Source organism: Oceanobacillus kimchii X50 (genome assembly GCF_000340475.1).
Classification (GTDB): Bacteria; Bacillota; Bacilli; order Bacillales; family Amphibacillaceae; genus Oceanobacillus; species Oceanobacillus kimchii.
Genome location: NZ_CM001792.1, coordinates 545,737 through 562,583, shown reverse-complemented (window position 1 = coordinate 562,583; position 16,847 = coordinate 545,737). Strand labels below are relative to the sequence as shown.

The window sequence follows — 16,847 nt, the reverse complement described above, 5'->3', positions numbered from 1 at the left end:
ACGATTTAAAAATTGCTGAAATGAAACTTACATTCATCGTCAGCAATTAAAGGGAATAATAAGACCTTTATGTGGTTATCCATAATAATCGGCTTCTAACATGTAAAGTATAAAAAAGGCTTCACCGTTTGGTAAGAGGCCTCGAAACGAATGCTCCCATTATCATATCACATTTAAAGTACATATATCTACTCTATAGCTTAAAATGATTTTTTTTATCGTACATGATAAAATAGTATCTACTTAATTTATTACGTTTAAAACATATTATTTACAGTATTGAATCATCAAGAAACTAAAGGATGTCATATTATGCGTAAATCACCTTTTAATCCATATGTTGCAGTAGCAATAGGAGTTTTATCCATTTCTACTTCAGCTATATTTGTAAGGCTTGCTACAGAAGCCCCCGCCTCTATTATTGCAAATTACCGCTTATTATTTGCTGCACTCTTATTATTACCCATTGTTATTGGAAAATATCGTCATGAATTCAAAAAAATAACCAGTAAAAATTGGTTTTTATCTATCTTAGCAGGTATTTTCCTTGCAATGCATTTTATCTTTTGGTTTGAGTCATTAAACTATACATCCGTCGCCAGTTCTGTAGTATTTGTATCCATGCAACCAATATTTGCTTTTATTGGAACATATTTTTTATTTGGGGAACGTTTTTCATCTGGAGCAATTATTAGCATTGCCATTGTAATTATAGGCAGTATCATTATCGGTTTCAATGACTTCCAAATCTCTGGGAGTGCGTTATTTGGAGATATATTAGCGTTACTTGGGGCTGTAGCAGTAACAATTTACTTTTTATCTGGACAACAAGTTCGTAAGCATGTCTCTTTAATAACTTATACATTTGTTGTTTACGGTGTAAGTGCTATCACACTTATTCTTTTTAATATTATTAGACAAGAAGATTTCTTTCATTATCCTGCTGACCATTGGTGGATTTTCATTGCCTTAGCAATAATCCCGACTTTTTTAGGCCATTCTTTATTTAATTGGTCATTAAAATGGCTAAGTACGGCAACAATTTCCATGGCGATTGTTTTTGAACCAATTGGAGCAAGTATCCTAGCAGTAATCTTTCTAGGCGAAACCCCCACTTGGGCTCAATTGTTAGGCGGAACAATTATCATTTTTGGGTTATTTTTATTTATCGTAAGTACCTCAAGAAAAAAACAGGTAACAATTTCAACTAAACGTCATAAATAAACACATAAATCGCTAAAATCGTATTATTACTATACATTAACTGTTATAATAAAGTTCACAGTTACTATAAAAGCAGGTGAAGAGATGCATATTCAACTAATGACAGATAGTTCTGCTGATATTCCAGCATTTTTAAGCGAAAAGTTAGATGTGAAGGTAGTTCCACTCTATCTTCATTTTAGTGATGGACAATATACAAGTGGAGTTACGATGGGAATTGAAGCTTATCATAAAAAAGTAAAGGATTTAGGTGAGTTACCTCGTTCTGCAGCACCCAGCCCACATAACTTTTATGAAGAATATAAGAAAATCCCCGCAGACAAACCTATTATTATGCTTAGCCTTTCTAGTGCACTAAGTAGTACGTATGATCATGCATTAGCTGGAAAAGAGTTGTTATTGGAAGAAGAACCGAATCGTGTAATTGAAGTAATCAATACAAAAACTGCTTCGTGTGGAATTTCACTTTTATTACATGAAGCAGGTAAAAAATTAGAAGAAGGATATTCATTTGATCACCTCGTCGAACACCTACATGAACGAGTGGAACAAACAACTACTTTATTTGTTTTAAAGACACTAGAAAACCTCGTACTTGGGGGAAGACTTGAAAAGATGAAAGGCCGAATTGCAAAAACACTTAATATCAAAATTCTTATGAAAGCTACAGATGAGGGAGAAATTGAAGTAGCTGAAAAAGTACGTGGCGATAAAAAGTCAATTCGTCGTTTTATTGATCAAATTGGTGAATACACAAAAAATACTGAGAGCAAAATCATTTCAATGACGCACTGTAGAGACGAGGATCGTGCGAACAGCGTTCTTAAAGAAATACGAAATAAATATCATTTTAAAGATGCTCTTCTTGCTGAAACAGGGCCCTTAATTTCGACTTATGGCGGGGAAGGCGCTCTTGTAATGGCATTCTTTAAAGATAAAGATAAATAACTAAAAAAACGTATGCTCTACCAGGAAAGAGCATACGTTTTTTTATTGTTGTTGAATGAGGAAATCATATACCATTCCATTTAAGGTATCTTTATCCTCTCCCAAGCATATTAAATGCCTAGACCTTTCAAACACGACGACTTCTTTTTCCTCAGAATGGATTTCCTTATCTAAATAATATGCCGTTTTATAAGGAACTATCCCATCAAGTTGTCCATGTGCAATTAAAACTGGAGAATTCACCTTATCCAAGTAGCGCCTTGTAAAGCGAACCAATTTCATAAATTCAATATTTGCTTTTAAAGGTACCATACCTAACTTCTTCTTATAATGATTATACAGCTTGTTTTTGCTTAAATCCCCACGGATACCATCACCTATACATGTTGCAATATCTAAGCCAATTTGCTTGAAACTCAAATATTTTCCAGAAGGTGCTAATAACACTAATTTGTCTATTTGATACCTTGCCGCAAGATAGGCAGCAATCATTCCTCCCATAGAGAAACCAATTACATACACCTTTTCATATTTATCTCGTAAAGGCTCAAGAGCAGCCTCTGCTGCTTGAATCCAATTTTTGTAAGATGCATTTTCGAGACTAAGCTGTTCCCCATGTCCTGGTAATGTAGGAACTTCTACATGCCAATCTGTATTATTTCTTAAAAAGTCTGCTAAAGGGTCTACCTCATATGGACCTCCCGTGTAGCCGTGTATGATCAAGCACGCTATCATAATGATTTCTCCTTTTTGGTGTGCTTCCCCAAAACGACTGTTCTTCCAAAAGTGGAAGAACAGTTTTATTTTACCTAAATCTCATGCATGTTATGCGGGTTAGCTAAATTAACGAAAAGCTTTAACGAACGTACTGAACTCTTTAATTATTGGTGAAACTTGGTGGTACGTACTTGCTAATTGTCCAACTGTATTCATAACCTTATCAAACTTCAACGGATTTTCTCCTTCCCCGGTGTTGAACTGTTGGTTAGATTGAGCCGAATTAGGCGAATTTCCTTGCCCTTGCTGATTTACCAAACTCTGTAATGGTAATTCCGGTTTCGCAAAAACTTCGTACGGGGTGGAGGGGTGTTGTTGTGTATTCCAGTTAGTAGTTAATTGAGATAAAGGTTGTTGTTGGGGTACTTGATTAAAGTTATAATTCTCAGGAATAGTATTCATTTGACGTGGATACCTATGACGTTGCATGATTCACACACCCTTTGGTGTACTTTTTATAATAGTATATGTTCAGCCAGAATGAGATGTGAAAGTCAAATATATTATGAATTGAACCCATCAAACAAAGAGGAATAATGCGAAACATCATCTACGCCTAATGCGTACTTCAACTTATTTTTTTGAAAACCTAATACCATGTCTCCGTCTATTTCTGTAGCCGGAGTACCATAAATCCCTTTACTTTGTAATTCCTGCAAATACGTTTTATTTTTAGTTACATTTTTCATCTCATAAGTTATTTTATAGTCATCCAATAGCTCAATAACTTTTTTGGAGGGTTCGTTAACTTCACTAACATAGACCACCACTTTACTCATTGTCATTCCTCCTGATGTAGTACGAAATTTATTCTTCGTATTATCTTTTACCCATGAAAGCATTGACCTAAACATTAACTTAACAATATTGAAACTTTACTGTTATAATCCCCTAAAAATTAACTTATATTACTCTCTATGCAGGTTATCTACTTCTTAGATCCCTTAATAAGATATTTGTTTGGCTTCTATTGCAGATGGCAGAATGCCGATTTTTACAGTAATGGCTTCATGCGTAAATGAGACCGGGAAAAGTATTTTTCTACCTTTGCCTCAGCCTCATGATAAAAATTATAATAACTAAATATTAAAGTTCTCGAATTGCCGTTCCTAACTTTCTTAATAAAACAATTGCTTCTTCCTTTTCCTGATAGTCTAGTCCATGCATGATTTTTTTAATTTTTTCCCAATGTCCTGGGAAAATAGAATCGAGTAATTCTGTACCTTTATCAGTAATAACAGCATAGGTAACTCGCTTGTCTAATTCACACTGTTCTCTCGTTAAATATCCTTGTTTTTCAAGCTTATTTACAACATACGTAATACTTCCGCTTGTTAACAAAATTTTATCTGCGATTTTTTGTAAAGGTTGTTTCCCCCGATGATACAATAATTCCAAAACAGCAAAATCAGTTAAACTTATTCCCCTGGACTTCACATCTAACTCTACTTGCTCCATTACTGTTTTGTACGCTTTGGATAATATAACTAGTAACTTTAAGGATGGATCCTGTTTCTTCGTTACCAATTCCATCTTTGCTCCACTCCCTCAATTATACATTCCCCCACTTTTATTATATCGGTTTTCAAAAAAAAAGCATAAATTATTACATAACTAACCATAAATAATAATACAAAAATTCCGATCTATCTCAAAATTAATTGTTAAAACAAAGTTAATTTACAGAAATTGACTAGATTTTTAGTTGAAAATATTATTTAATAGAACTGTAAGATATTTCTTTATATTACATAGGAGGGTCAAGATGAAGAAATTTTACAGTTTATTGCTAATCATTGGACTTGTATTATTTTTAGCAGCATGTGGTAGCTCTGATGAAGATGCAGGTACTGATGATTCAAGCTCGAATGGGGATGAAGCAAATGGAGATGAAGCAGCTGCTGATGGTGAAATCCCTGAAACGCTTGTAATGGGATTTGTTCCATCGCAGGATTCTGACACCATTGCAGATACAGTAGAACCTTTAGCAGAAAGACTAGGGGAAGAACTAGGAATTACTGTAGAGGGTCGAGTTATGACTAATTATAATGCGTTAGTAGAAGCAATGGGTGCAAACCAAGTACATGTTGGATTTATCCCTGCATTTGGTTATGTGCTTGCTAGTGAACAATATGATGCAGAAGTTATTTTAAAATCCATTCGTTACGGTTCTGGAACCTATAAGGCACAATATGTAGTACGCTCTGATTCTGGCATTGAGAGTTTAGCAGACTTAGAGGGGAAAGTTTGGGCTTATGCGGATCAAGGTTCCACTTCAGGATATTTATTCCCTGCCAGTCAATTAATGGAAGAATTTGATTATGATACAGCTGCTGAATTAGAAAGTAATTTCTTCGGAGGGTCTATTTCTTCCGGTGGACACGACAACTCAGCTATTTCTGTTTTAAATGGAGATGCAGACGTTGCAACAACATTTGATGATGTAAGAACGGAATTAGAAGAAGAATATCCAACTGTAATGGAAGACTTATCAATTCTTGGTTATACAGATGAAATTCCAAATGACACTATTTCTGTAACAAAAGAACTGCCAGATGACTTTGTACAAAAAGTAAAAGAAGCGTTCTTGTCTTTTAATGATGATGAAGAGATGATTCAAATTATGAACGAAGTATATAACTGGGATGCAATCGATGAAGCATCGGATGAAGAATACGACATTGTTCGAGATACATACCAGGAGTTCAAAGATAATATCGAACTATAATTCAATGCTTTTTCAATCGACTACACTAATAAAAAAGGGGAGTTATTATACTCCCCTTTTTTCCTAGTGTTTTGACTTATTTTGTAATGGAGGATTTCTACTATGATTGAGTTTAAGGATGTCGGCCTTGTCTATCCAAATGGAACGGAAGGTCTGAAAAATATTAATGTAAAAATCAATGATGGAGAATTTGTTGTAATTGTCGGTTTATCAGGGGCTGGTAAGTCTACATTTATTCGCAGTATTAACCGATTAGTTACTCCAACAACTGGCGAGCTAATCCTTGATGATGAAAATATTTTAAAGTATAGCGGAAATAAGTTACGTATGTTACGCACGAAAACAGGTATGATTTTTCAGAATTATAATCTCGTTAAACGTTCTAATGTATTTAAAAATGTGCTAGCTGGTCGCCTTGGGCATACGGGCACTATCCGATCTATCTTTAATCAATATAAAAAAGAAGATGTTGCATTAGCTTATGAGAGTCTGCACCGTGTTAATATTGCAGAAAAGATTTATAACCGTGCCGATGAACTTAGTGGGGGACAACAACAACGGGTTAGCATTGCACGTGTTCTCACCCAACAACCAAAGTATATTTTAGCTGATGAGCCTGTCGCATCACTCGACCCTCCGACTTCTCATCAAGTAATGACTTATTTAAAGAAAATTAACCGTGAAGACAAAATTACAACAATCGTAAACCTTCACTTTATCGATATGGCGATGGAATATGCGGATCGGATTATAGGAATGCGAGCTGGTGAAGTTGTATTTGACGGTCCTGTATCGGAGGTTAGTGAAAGTACCTTCGAAGAAATTTATGGTCGCTCTATACGTGAAGATGACCTACGTGGGGGTGCAAAAGAGTCGTGACAAACTCCAAGCAACCATTGAGTAAAAAAGAAATTCCATCTCTTTATCCAGCAAAAACAAAAATGCAGGTTACTGTTATCTTCTTTGTTGTACTAGCAATGTATTTATATAGCATGATAAATACACAACAACAAATGACAAGCGGATTTGAAAATGCACTTTCTAATATGAAAGAAGTAATTGAAAAGTTCTTCCCACCAAATCCAGCAGTTATTATGCCAATACTACCTGCTATTATTGAAACGATACAAATGGCAATTATCGCAACTACAGTGGCAGCGCTCTTCACTGTGCCACTATCATTACTTGCAGCACGCAATATTACAACAGTCAAACCATTATATTACATATCTCGTACTTTTTTAAATATATTACGTACTATCCCAGACCTTGTTCTTGCAGTAATTTTTGTTGGATTGTTTGGTATCGGTGTTTTTCCTGGTATCTTAGCACTAATTGTATTTTCTATTGGAATTCTTGCAAAGTTAATTAGTGAAACGATTGAAGCCGTCGATATGAATCCACTAGAAGCAATGCGCGCATCTGGAGGAAATGTATTTCAAGTCATTTTGTATGCACTAGTCCCACAAGTATTACCACAATTTACTTCACTTGTGCTTTATGTATTTGAAATTAATATTCGTGCATCACTCGTCCTTGGTCTTGTAGGTGCTGGTGGTATTGGTTTAGTACTGAACCAACAATTACAATTTTATAATTATCCAAATGCAATGATGATTATTGTCGTTATTTTAGTAGTTGTCATTATCATTGAGTATATCAGCACGAAATTAAGGGAGGCGTTATTATAATGGAAAATAAAAATCTTTCCTTACCTCCAAAACCAAAGAACTCTTTAGCGAAGAAAGTCCGTAATATTATTATTGCTATACTTGTTATTGCAATGTACATATGGACGTTTGTGACTATTGATATTGATTGGGGACGTGCAATCGAAAGAGCTATAAATAATTTCCAGCGTGTCATCCCAGAATTATTCAGTCCTGATTGGTCTGCTTTAGGTGATGTATCCGCAAGTATGTTAGAGACTATCTTTATCGCATTCGCTGGATCGTTAATGGCAGCAGTAATAGCTGTTCCATTATCATTTATTGCAGCACGCAATATGATGGGCGGAATCATCACTTCGGTCATCGGGAAATTTTTCTTATCTTCCGTACGTGCATTTCCAGAAATTATCCTTGCCATTCTATTTGTAGTAGCAGTTGGACCAAATGCATTTGCAGGGGTGCTCGCTATTGCGATTGGATCTACAGGGATGCTAGGAAAAATGTTCTCTGAAATTATCGAATCCATTGATATGCAAGTCATCGAAGCAATGGAAGCTTCAGGTGCGAATAAAGTTCAAATTTTATTCCACGGTGTCCTTCCACAAATCATTCCAGAATTCCTGTCTTATGCCATTTATCGTTTTGAAGTAGATATCCGTGCTTCTTCTATACTAGGTATCGTTGGAGCAGGTGGTATTGGTACAATGATTATGTTCGCATCTAGTAACCGTAATTGGAATGAAATGGGTATGATTTTGCTGGCGATCATTATTGTAGTAACGATCATTGATTTTGCTTCTGCAAAAATTCGTCGTAAGATTGTATAAGAAACTTATTAATGGCAATTCTTCCGTCCTCGAGTAAAGTCTACTATTGCTCGAGGGCGTTTTAACGATTACAAGCAGACAGTAGTATGATAGAAAGGATGTTTTTTGATTGCATCAATCAACAGTAACTATCTTATATACAAGTGATGTACATGGACATGCAATGCCAATACAGTATGGAACAAATAAAAAAGAAGATATTGGACTTGCTAAATATGCAACAGTGGTAGAGGAACATAAAGAATCCGAAGAGAATCTAATTGTTATTGATAATGGTGATTTAATTCAAGGAACACCACTTATGACACATTACGTGAAGGAACATCTGGATAAACCAAATCCTATGGTAGGAATAATGAATCGATTACAAATAGACGCGGGAGTAATCGGAAACCATGAATTTAATTTTGGACACGCGGTTTTACAACAAGCCATTCATGAATCTAATTTCCCTTGGTTATCTGCAAACATTATAAATATACAAACAAAAGAACCTGCATTTGGTCCCCCTTATATTATTAAAACATTTAATAATGGAATAACAGCAGCAATAATAGGGGTAACTACCCATTACATTCCTAATTGGGAGTCCACTGAGCATATTGAAGGTTTATCATTTGAAGATGCATTTGATATATTGAATAGTTGGGTTTCTTACATTAAAGAGAACGAACAGCCCGATATTGTAATTGCTGCTTATCATGGAGGATTTGAAAAAGACTTACATACAGGAGAAGCTACCGAAGATTTGACTGGTGAAAATCAAGGCTATCAAATGGTTGAAGAAATTGAAGGTATCGATATCTTACTCACTGGTCATCAACATCGTCGAATTAATGAGCTAAAAAATAATGTTATCGTTTTACAACCAGGACACAATGGGCAAGCTTATGGGAAAGCCGAAATTACTCTCATCAAAGATAAACAGGATAAATGGATGATTGATAGTAAAAAAGGCCATATTCAGCAATTTACAGATGTAAAATCCAATCAACAAGTACTTAACTACATGGAAGCATTAGAATCTTCCACGCAAACATGGTTAGATCAACCTATTGGGAAGATTGATGGAGATATGGTTATTCATGACTCTTTTCAAGCACGTATTAATAAGCATCCATTTATAGAATTTATTCATAAAGTACAAATGGATGCGGCGGAAGTTGATATATCTGTTTCTGCGTTATTGAATAACACGTCAAAAGGATTTTCTTCGGAAGTTACAATGCGCGATATTGTATCTAATTATATGTATCCCAATACGTTAACTGTATTAGAATTAACTGGACAAGACATAAAAGATGCCTTAGAAAAAAGCGCAGAATACTTTACTATTGAAGATAACCAAATTATCGTCAATCCTAGTTTTGTAGAACCAAAACCACAACATTATAATTATGATATCTGGCATGGAATTGATTATACAATGAACATTTCAAATCCACCAGGTGATCGTGTTTCCAATATGTGCTACCATGGTGAACCAATAAAAAGTCACGATACTTTTCACGTTGTATTAAATAATTACCGTGCATCTGGCGGTGGTAATTACGATATGTTTAAACATAAGAAAGTAGTAAAAGAAATCCAAAAGGATGCTGTAGAACTCATTCAAACGTATTTCGAAAAACATCCTCGTGTTGCTGCTATTACGACGAATAATTATCAGGTGGTTATGAATCACAATTAGTTGGGAAATTCAATTGGACGGCGGCTTTTAACAAAACAGGATTACTCTTGAACGGCTAATAACGAGTCTACTTTGGGATATAGCAATTCGTGCGGGTCATGTCCCAAGAGCTTTCTACTCACTACTTTTTGATTTTTAAGCTCTTTTTTGGGTTTTAAAACGGCTCTATTCACCACTTTTTGGATCTCTTAAGCTATTTTGGTATTTTGATTAATATAAAAAAAGCACAAGAGCAAACCTCTTGTGCTTTTTTGTGCAGTTAACTATAGTTAGAAGCTGTTGATTAGTAACCCAGCCTACAATACTTTTTTAAAAGAATCCAACCAAAGCTCTTTGTTCATGTAATCTCATTTTACACTCAAGGGTATAGAACAAGAAATTTAATTAATCATCGAATCGATCATCATCAATTTCGGTATCCATTTCCAAAATATCACCTGTTACTGCATCAATTTCAAAATCCGCTTCTTTATTTCCTTCTCTTACTTCAATTTCATATACATACTTATCATCATCTTCATCTAACTCAAATCCTACAACTTTACCAGAGAATTGTTTCAACGCAATTTCTTTTGCTTTTTGATCACCAATGAAGTTTGAGCTATCAAAATTAGAATTTTTAGTTGCTTCCTGTTTATTTTCTAGTTGAAATTTCTCTACGTTTTCTTTGATAATTTCCCCTGTTTCCGCATCAATCTCCAAGTCATATTCTTCATCATCATGGATTACCTCTACTTCGTAATGAGATTGATTGTTATCTCTGTCTAGTTCAAAATCAGTAATTTTACCCTCATACTGTTCTTTAACGATGGATGTAATGTCATCCGAAGATAAAGTTGGTTCTTGATTTTCAGAAGCTGAAGCCGCTTGATCCGATTGGGAAAGTCCTAATCCTACCGCTGTTGAGATTGTTAACGCACCTACTAGCACTACTAATTTCTTTTTCATTTAAAATTACCTCCTTGTTGTTGTTAACTACATCATATCCAACAAGGATTATAAGACGCTTTGATAAAGATTAAAATTTCATGAGAATTTATAGAAAGGTATTTAATGTAGCTTATTAAAAAAGCTACCAATATGAATTAGTAGCCTAATCATCGTCCACTTCAGTTTCAATTACAATAACATTTCCCGTGTACGCATTAATTTCGATATTCGCTTCTTTATTCCCATCCACTATTTCAATTTCATAGATCATTGTTCCATCATCTTCGTCTAACTCAAGTTCACTTACAGTTCCAGAAAACTGTTGTAATGCAATTTCTTTTGCCTCATCTGATGAGATGATCGCATTGTTTCCTTGTTCAGATGATGGTTCGTCTTTATCAGCTTTATCTGTATCATCATTATTCTGCTGACCATCTTGGTCATTATCTTTATTTGAATTTTCATCAGGTGTTGTATTATTGTTATCATCTGGTTCCACATTCTCTGCTTTTTCAGCTTCTGTTTGATAGATATCCAATACCTTACCTGTGTTCCCATCTAATAACACTTCGTAACTACCATTTTCCTGCTGTACTTCCACTTGATATACAGGCTCGCCATCCTTTAATTGCAGATTTGGTTCATTTTGATTCCCAGGGTACTGTGCTTCCACTAGTTCTTTTATTTCGGCTTGGGATAGCTTTGGTTCACTGGAAGAAGCTCCTGTACGATAAATAAAAAACAAACTAACGACTAATATTACTACTACTCCGATGAGTAGTGTACGTTTATTCATATGCTTCACCTCTACATGAAAACTTTATCATACCAATCATCATAAAATACTAATAAAAAGATTAGAATTTGATGAGAATCTGTTATCTTATTGGTCCATGTTAGGAAGATGAATACGGAATATCGAACCTTCACCTATCTTGCTCTGGACAGTTATCTCTCCTTGATAGGATTCAACTATGACCTTAGCGATTGCTAGTCCTAGTCCCGTACCGCCTGATTCTCTATTACGTGCACGATCTACTCGATAAAATCTCTCAAAAATATGTTGCTGATCTTGCTCCGCTAAACCTTCTCCAAAGTCTTGAACAGATACTATCATTTCATCGTTCTGTTGTTGTAGTCGGATATGCACTTCTTTTTCACTGTATTTTAGCGCATTTGTTAACAGTATATAAATAACTTGTTTGATTTGATCAGGATTTCCTTGCCATACATACTTTGTTTTCTCATCCACCAATAAATTTATCTCTCTTGGAGCATACGCTTTTTGGAATGTAATGATAACTTGTTGGAGAAGTTCTCTCATATCCAATGTTTCCATAACTTGTTCCTGTTGATTCTTGGCTAACGCTAACATTTGCTCGACTAAATTTTGCATTCGGTCAGCTTCGGAATCGATAGCTTCCGTAGATTCTTGCAGCAATTCAGGATTACCTTCCCCACGTCGACTTAATAACTGTGCATAACTTTTGATAATCTGAATAGGCGTTTTCAATTCATGAGATGCGTTTGATACAAAAATTTCCTGCTTCTCATAATTTTCTTTCAAAGAATCGATCATTTCATTAAATGTTACTTCCATTTCATAAAGTTCATCTTTTGATCTGTTTTCAATATCTATCTTTTGCCAATCTCTCTTTGAAATATTGGTCTGCATCGTCTCTTTTAATTTTTGAATTGGGTTTAATAAGAAACGACTCAACAGAAAGCTTGCAATAATAGTCGGAATTAATATAATCGCACTCGAGAAAAATAGCACATACCTTAACGTTTGCATCGTTTCATTCATATGAATTAAATGATCGGAGACTTGAATGGTTACAATTTCTCCATTTTGCCAAATAATTGGTTTCGTGACAATAGCAACATCCATTTGATTAAAAGAAATAACTTCTCTTCTTTCCGTTGTTGTATACTCAATGGGCACATCAGTGTATTCTTGTGATTTCGCAAGTTTACCAGTAACATCATTCTCATTCTCATCAATAACTCGAATCATTCCATTTGTTGGTAAATACGCCGTTAATAAATCGCTCATCTCTTCTCGAGAAACAGACGAATTCTTCCCAATTGTCTCAATCAATGTATCCGTATGAGTTGTTAATTGATCCAACTCTCCTTCTGAAGCTGATTGATAAAACAGGAAATAAATTGCCGTATTTACAATTAATATTAAAATCAACATAAAAAATGTTGAGAAAAAGATGATTTTTTTTCGTAATGTTATGGAAGAGAAGAAATTAATTATTTTTCGAAATATCATTGTTTATCGTCCTTAATTGTATAACCTACCCCGCGTACTGTTTGAATCAGCGGTGTCTCAAAGTCTTTATCTACTTTTTGGCGTAAATAACGAATATAAACATCTACCACATTTGTATCACCAAAGTAATCGTATCCCCATACTGATTCAATTAACTGTTCCCGTGAGAGAACAATATTTTTATTTTTTAATAAGCATACCAATAAATTAAATTCACGAGGAGTTAATTCAATTTTCCCACCGCTACGCGTGACTTCATATGCATGTAAATTCACTTGTAGATCTGCTACAGATAAATTCTGATTATCATTCGTTGTTTGGACACCTTTTCGTAAATGCGCACGTACGCGAGCAAGCAATTCTTCAATTTGAAATGGTTTCGTTATATAATCATTCGCCCCTAAGTCAAGACCACTTACCTTATCATGCACTTCATCACGAGCGGTTAATAAGATAATCGGCGTTTGATTTTCTGCTCGCCGGACACGTCTTAGCACTTCTAATCCACTTAGTTCGGGAATCATGATATCTAATAATACAAGGTCCCAGTTTCCCTGTTTAATTTTTTCTAACGCGTCTTTTCCATTACTAGCTACTTCAGATTCATAACCTTCGTATTCAAGCTCTAACTGTAATACTCTACTAATTTTATGTTCATCTTCTACAATTAATATACGTTCTGCCATGAATCATGTCCCTTCCTTCATTTAAATATAAATTAAGGCAATTTTCTTCTTATTATAAACTAGGAATCGTAAAAAAAGCGACCATTCTAAGAGAATGATCACTTTTTTAATGTAATTTTAATCTAATTGTTGATGTAAAAACTCCGACACAGATTCAGGTGATTTCGTATATGCGCTATGTTGATGAGCAATTTTCTCACCGTTTTTAAAGATTAACATACTCGGAATCCCCATCACTTCATATTTTTCTGCTAGCCCCTCTACCTCATCACTATTCACTTCATACCAATCATAATTGTTAAATTCTTCGATTACTCCATCGATAAACATATCCATCCGTTTGCAATCTGGACACCAATCAGCATAAAACTTAATAATTACCGGTTGCTCACTAGCAATAATTTCGTTAAACGTTTCAACACTTTCAATTGCTTTCATTACGCATCGCTCCAATCTATTGTTATTTATACTCTACACGACCTAATATATACGCTACAAAAAGACCAAAACCAAATGTAATAACACTAATAATTAATCCTACTATTCCATCTGAAAAACCTGGATAAACAACTACTACTGCTCCAATTACAAGTCCAATAATTACTGCATAAGTGGAAGTATAATGATTCCTTAAAAAGTAGGCAATAATTTTGCTCATGACAATAAAACCAATCGCAATTCCTAACCCAGTAACGATAATTATATCAAAATATAAATTGCTAATTGCTGATATAACCGTAGCATACACTCCGAGTAATAACAGCATAAACGAACCACTGATACCAGGAATGATCATCGCACTACTACCAATAAAACCCGAAACAAATAACCATAAATATGTCGCTGGAGTCATATTCTCAATTGCTTGCCCTTCTGTAGGATTAAAGAATGCCATAATACTCACAACGATAAATCCAATGATTAAATATACGTAATGTCTAATTCTAAAGTCTGTTTTTGCGTTAGCTTTGTGAAATAGGTACGGTAATACGCCTAAAATTAATCCTAAAAAGAAAAATTGTGTTTGTTGTGGATGATGCTCGAATAACCACTCAATTACACTAGCTAATAAGAATATTGCTGTTAGCATTCCGATACCTAGGGGAATTAGGAAGCTCAAATGCTTCTTCCATTCTTTACTAAAAATTCCATTCAATGCTTGTATCAATTGATCGTAAATGCCTAACAGAACAGCTATTGTACCTCCACTTATACCAGGAACAACATCGGTTGCTCCCATAGCTAAACCACGATATATATTTTTCCATTCCATGTCATTATTTCTCCTCTTTTTTACCAACAATCTTGAACAAATCAATCATACCAAAATGAACAGAAACGATACAATAAAGATCTCTATTTATTATTTTTCTAGAAATTCCACTTCGTTTATATATTGATTGACATGTTGTTTTGTTTCTTCATATTTTTCTTGAGCATTAGTTAATTGATCATTCGTTAATTGAAACATCGGGATGACCCTATAGTTAGTGTAGTCATTTTCAAAATCAACATATGTTGGTACAAACGTCGGAGAATGAATTTCTATTTTTTCTTCTTCATCCTTCATTTGTTTGGTTATCGAGAATCCAAATATCCCACCAACACGTTGATTATACTTTTGTTGATTAGAAAGAAAATTCCCAAGTGAATAGGCAACTAAAGTCCGGTGTCCGTCTTCTCCTTCAACCCAATCAATTGGTTGTAATACATGTGGGTGATGTCCGATAATTACATCTACCCCAAGATCAGCAGCGAATTTTGCTAAGTCTTTCTGAGATTGGTTAGGATAGCGCTCATTTTCATTACCAAAATGTAGCGAAAGAACAATCACATCCGCTATTTTTTTTGCCTCGATAATTTTTTCTTTCATTTTTTTTTGATCAATTAAGTTGACTAAGTATTCTTTTCCTTGTGGAACTGGTATTCCGTTTGTACCATATGTAAAAGCTAAAGAAGCAATTGTAATACCTTCTTCAGTTTCCAATACTCTGATATTCTCTTGATCTTCCTGACTTTGATAAGCACCTTCATAAAGTATGTCTATCGACTGCCAATGTTCAATTGCATTAGTTATAGCTTGTTCACCGCGATCTAGTGTATGATTATTGGCAAGCGTTACAATATCCACCCCGTTCTCTTTGAGTGCATCCCCAACCTCAAATGGGCTATTAAAAGACGGATAAGATGATAAACCCATTTCTTCTCCACCTATCATGGTTTCTTGGTTAGCTATCGTAACAGTAGAGGAATCAAGATGTGTTTTAACATGTTTTAACATTGGATTAAAATCAAATCCATCTTCCACTCTTGCATCTTCATAAATCGGACTATGAATCAATACATCTCCAACAGCAGATACAGTAATTTCTTTTTCTATAGTTGGAGAATTTTTTTCCTGTAACAATGATGTATGTCCAGCATGAACATTATACCTTTTCTCAGTGGTTTCAATATTGATAAAACTAATGAATATTAAGATGAAAATAGCGATTATAGAAACAGGAAAAAATCGATGTAACATTCTCAAACCCAGCACTCCCTCACTAGTCTATATCATACCATTTTATCCACTAAATTTTCGATTCTTTTTTGATAAATTCATTAAAATTTAATGATATTTTCTTTGACCTGAATCAATCAATTTCACATTCTTTCCCGCAATAAAAAATCAGACAAAGCAACATTCGGATTTTATAAAATATCTTATTATGAAAATCATAGATTAAAAAAACAAATAATATGTAGAAGGTAAGTTCATTTGGTATAATAAGGACATATAAAAACACATACTAATAAATAAACAATAATTATATAGGTGCCTTACCTGGGGGAATGATCGATCATGAAGAGATATTATACATTAATATTGATTTTGCTTAGCGCTCTGATTATTTATATTGGTTCTAAAGTTGAGGTTTATTGGAGCGGTATTGTAGCATGGGGCTTAGCATTAATTTGTTTAGTATTTGCAGCATACTATTCTAGATATATTCCAAATGAAAAAGAACAAGATAAGAAAAACGGAGAAGTGTAGAAAAGAACAAGTACGATTTAAGGTTATGAAACAAAAATCACTATTCCAA

The 16,847-nt window shown here is 34.4% G+C and carries 19 protein-coding genes; 8 read left to right on the top strand and 11 right to left on the bottom strand.

All coding sequences use genetic code 11. From position 1 onward, the window contains the following. Positions 1-312: 312 nt before the first annotated feature. The gene (locus C794_RS03130) at positions 313-1,224 is read left to right on the top strand and encodes a DMT family transporter (RefSeq protein ID WP_017795693.1); all 912 of its coding nucleotides are present in this window, start codon (positions 313-315) and stop codon (positions 1,222-1,224) included. Between the two features lie 84 nt (positions 1,225-1,308). Beyond that, a complete protein-coding gene (locus C794_RS03125) occupies positions 1,309-2,172 on the top strand; it encodes a DegV family protein (RefSeq protein WP_017795692.1) in 864 nt (287 codons plus the stop codon). Positions 2,173-2,214: 42 nt separating this feature from the next. Here the strand turns inward: C794_RS03125 and C794_RS03120 are convergent, their stop codons facing one another. The 4 genes from C794_RS03120 to C794_RS03105 all read right to left on the bottom strand — a co-directional run bounded on the left by C794_RS03120 (position 2,215) and on the right by C794_RS03105 (position 4,482). Further along, positions 2,215-2,907, bottom strand: a complete 693-nt coding sequence (locus C794_RS03120; protein WP_017795691.1) for an alpha/beta hydrolase — start codon at positions 2,905-2,907, stop codon at positions 2,215-2,217. Between the two features lie 108 nt (positions 2,908-3,015). Continuing rightward, on the bottom strand, positions 3,016-3,378 hold the full coding sequence (locus C794_RS03115; protein WP_017795690.1) for a YppG family protein: 363 nt from the start codon (positions 3,376-3,378) through the stop codon (positions 3,016-3,018). Positions 3,379-3,452: 74 nt separating this feature from the next. Continuing rightward, complete coding sequence (locus C794_RS03110) at positions 3,453-3,728, bottom strand: glutaredoxin family protein (protein WP_017795689.1); 276 nt, start codon at positions 3,726-3,728, stop codon at positions 3,453-3,455. A gap of 307 nt (positions 3,729-4,035) precedes the next feature. Further along, the gene (locus C794_RS03105; protein WP_017795688.1) at positions 4,036-4,482 is read right to left on the bottom strand and encodes a MarR family winged helix-turn-helix transcriptional regulator; all 447 of its coding nucleotides are present in this window, start codon (positions 4,480-4,482) and stop codon (positions 4,036-4,038) included. 232 nt (positions 4,483-4,714) lie between these two features. Here C794_RS03105 and C794_RS03100 point away from each other — a divergent pair, with 232 nt between their 5' ends. From C794_RS03100 to C794_RS03080, 5 genes are all read left to right on the top strand, one after another. Next, a complete protein-coding gene (locus tag C794_RS03100; RefSeq protein ID WP_017795687.1) occupies positions 4,715-5,677 on the top strand; it encodes a phosphate/phosphite/phosphonate ABC transporter substrate-binding protein in 963 nt (320 codons plus the stop codon). 102 nt (positions 5,678-5,779) lie between these two features. Next, positions 5,780-6,556 carry a phosphonate ABC transporter ATP-binding protein gene (phnC, locus tag C794_RS03095; protein ID WP_017795686.1) on the top strand — a complete coding sequence of 259 codons (777 nt, stop codon included), beginning with the start codon at positions 5,780-5,782 and terminating at the stop codon, positions 6,554-6,556. After that, positions 6,553-7,368: a phosphonate ABC transporter, permease protein PhnE gene (gene phnE / locus C794_RS03090; RefSeq protein ID WP_017795685.1), complete on the top strand. Its 816-nt coding sequence runs from the start codon at positions 6,553-6,555 to the stop codon at positions 7,366-7,368. The genes phnC and phnE (C794_RS03090) overlap by 4 nt, the downstream gene beginning before the upstream one ends. After that, positions 7,368-8,174: a phosphonate ABC transporter, permease protein PhnE gene (phnE, locus tag C794_RS03085; protein WP_017795684.1), complete on the top strand. Its 807-nt coding sequence runs from the start codon at positions 7,368-7,370 to the stop codon at positions 8,172-8,174. The genes phnE (C794_RS03090) and phnE (C794_RS03085) overlap by 1 nt, the downstream gene beginning before the upstream one ends. A gap of 109 nt (positions 8,175-8,283) precedes the next feature. Further along, positions 8,284-9,864, top strand: coding sequence for a bifunctional metallophosphatase/5'-nucleotidase (locus C794_RS03080; protein WP_017795683.1), 1,581 nt, complete (start codon positions 8,284-8,286; stop codon positions 9,862-9,864). 384 nt (positions 9,865-10,248) lie between these two features. On the opposite strand, the gene C794_RS03070 is transcribed toward C794_RS03080, so the two are convergent. From C794_RS03070 to C794_RS03040, 7 genes are all read right to left on the bottom strand, one after another. Beyond that, positions 10,249-10,812, bottom strand: coding sequence for a PepSY domain-containing protein (locus tag C794_RS03070; protein WP_017795681.1), 564 nt, complete (start codon positions 10,810-10,812; stop codon positions 10,249-10,251). 145 nt (positions 10,813-10,957) lie between these two features. Then, positions 10,958-11,590, bottom strand: a complete 633-nt coding sequence (locus C794_RS03065) for a PepSY domain-containing protein (RefSeq protein WP_017795680.1) — start codon at positions 11,588-11,590, stop codon at positions 10,958-10,960. An 87-nt stretch (positions 11,591-11,677) separates the two neighbouring features. After that, positions 11,678-13,075 carry a sensor histidine kinase gene (locus C794_RS03060; protein WP_017795679.1) on the bottom strand — a complete coding sequence of 466 codons (1,398 nt, stop codon included), beginning with the start codon at positions 13,073-13,075 and terminating at the stop codon, positions 11,678-11,680. Next, positions 13,072-13,761 (bottom strand): response regulator transcription factor, encoded by a 690-nt coding sequence (locus C794_RS03055; RefSeq protein ID WP_017795678.1) that lies wholly within the window; start codon positions 13,759-13,761, stop codon positions 13,072-13,074. The genes C794_RS03060 and C794_RS03055 overlap by 4 nt, the downstream gene beginning before the upstream one ends. A 117-nt stretch (positions 13,762-13,878) precedes the next feature. Then, the gene (locus tag C794_RS03050) at positions 13,879-14,199 is read right to left on the bottom strand and encodes a thioredoxin family protein (protein ID WP_017795677.1); all 321 of its coding nucleotides are present in this window, start codon (positions 14,197-14,199) and stop codon (positions 13,879-13,881) included. 22 nt (positions 14,200-14,221) lie between these two features. Beyond that, the gene (locus tag C794_RS03045) at positions 14,222-15,034 is read right to left on the bottom strand and encodes a DUF368 domain-containing protein (protein ID WP_017795676.1); all 813 of its coding nucleotides are present in this window, start codon (positions 15,032-15,034) and stop codon (positions 14,222-14,224) included. Positions 15,035-15,124: 90 nt separating this feature from the next. Beyond that, positions 15,125-16,291, bottom strand: coding sequence for a CapA family protein (locus tag C794_RS03040; RefSeq protein ID WP_017795675.1), 1,167 nt, complete (start codon positions 16,289-16,291; stop codon positions 15,125-15,127). Between the two features lie 315 nt (positions 16,292-16,606). Here C794_RS03040 and C794_RS03035 point away from each other — a divergent pair, with 315 nt between their 5' ends. Beyond that, the gene (locus C794_RS03035) at positions 16,607-16,798 is read left to right on the top strand and encodes a hypothetical protein (protein ID WP_017795674.1); all 192 of its coding nucleotides are present in this window, start codon (positions 16,607-16,609) and stop codon (positions 16,796-16,798) included. Positions 16,799-16,847 lie beyond the last annotated feature (49 nt).

What these genes read in the sequence shown, in the direction of transcription:
- C794_RS03125 (WP_017795692.1), top strand. Translation starts at nt 1,309, where the DNA reads ATGCATATTCAACTAATGACAGATAGTTCTGCTGATATTCCAGCATTT.
- C794_RS03060 (WP_017795679.1), bottom strand. Translation starts at nt 13,075, where the DNA reads ATGATATTTCGAAAAATAATTAATTTCTTCTCTTCCATAACATTACGA.
- C794_RS03130 (WP_017795693.1), top strand. Translation starts at nt 313, where the DNA reads ATGCGTAAATCACCTTTTAATCCATATGTTGCAGTAGCAATAGGAGTT.
- C794_RS03035 (WP_017795674.1), top strand. Translation starts at nt 16,607, where the DNA reads ATGAAGAGATATTATACATTAATATTGATTTTGCTTAGCGCTCTGATT.
- C794_RS03055 (WP_017795678.1), bottom strand. Translation starts at nt 13,761, where the DNA reads ATGGCAGAACGTATATTAATTGTAGAAGATGAACATAAAATTAGTAGA.
- C794_RS03115 (WP_017795690.1), bottom strand. Translation starts at nt 3,378, where the DNA reads ATGCAACGTCATAGGTATCCACGTCAAATGAATACTATTCCTGAGAAT.
- C794_RS03050 (WP_017795677.1), bottom strand. Translation starts at nt 14,199, where the DNA reads ATGAAAGCAATTGAAAGTGTTGAAACGTTTAACGAAATTATTGCTAGT.
- phnE (WP_017795684.1), top strand. Translation starts at nt 7,368, where the DNA reads ATGGAAAATAAAAATCTTTCCTTACCTCCAAAACCAAAGAACTCTTTA.
- C794_RS03120 (WP_017795691.1), bottom strand. Translation starts at nt 2,907, where the DNA reads ATGATAGCGTGCTTGATCATACACGGCTACACGGGAGGTCCATATGAG.
- C794_RS03105 (WP_017795688.1), bottom strand. Translation starts at nt 4,482, where the DNA reads ATGGAATTGGTAACGAAGAAACAGGATCCATCCTTAAAGTTACTAGTT.
- C794_RS03100 (WP_017795687.1), top strand. Translation starts at nt 4,715, where the DNA reads ATGAAGAAATTTTACAGTTTATTGCTAATCATTGGACTTGTATTATTT.
- C794_RS03110 (WP_017795689.1), bottom strand. Translation starts at nt 3,728, where the DNA reads ATGAGTAAAGTGGTGGTCTATGTTAGTGAAGTTAACGAACCCTCCAAA.
- C794_RS03045 (WP_017795676.1), bottom strand. Translation starts at nt 15,034, where the DNA reads ATGGAATGGAAAAATATATATCGTGGTTTAGCTATGGGAGCAACCGAT.
- C794_RS03065 (WP_017795680.1), bottom strand. Translation starts at nt 11,590, where the DNA reads ATGAATAAACGTACACTACTCATCGGAGTAGTAGTAATATTAGTCGTT.
- phnC (WP_017795686.1), top strand. Translation starts at nt 5,780, where the DNA reads ATGATTGAGTTTAAGGATGTCGGCCTTGTCTATCCAAATGGAACGGAA.
- C794_RS03070 (WP_017795681.1), bottom strand. Translation starts at nt 10,812, where the DNA reads ATGAAAAAGAAATTAGTAGTGCTAGTAGGTGCGTTAACAATCTCAACA.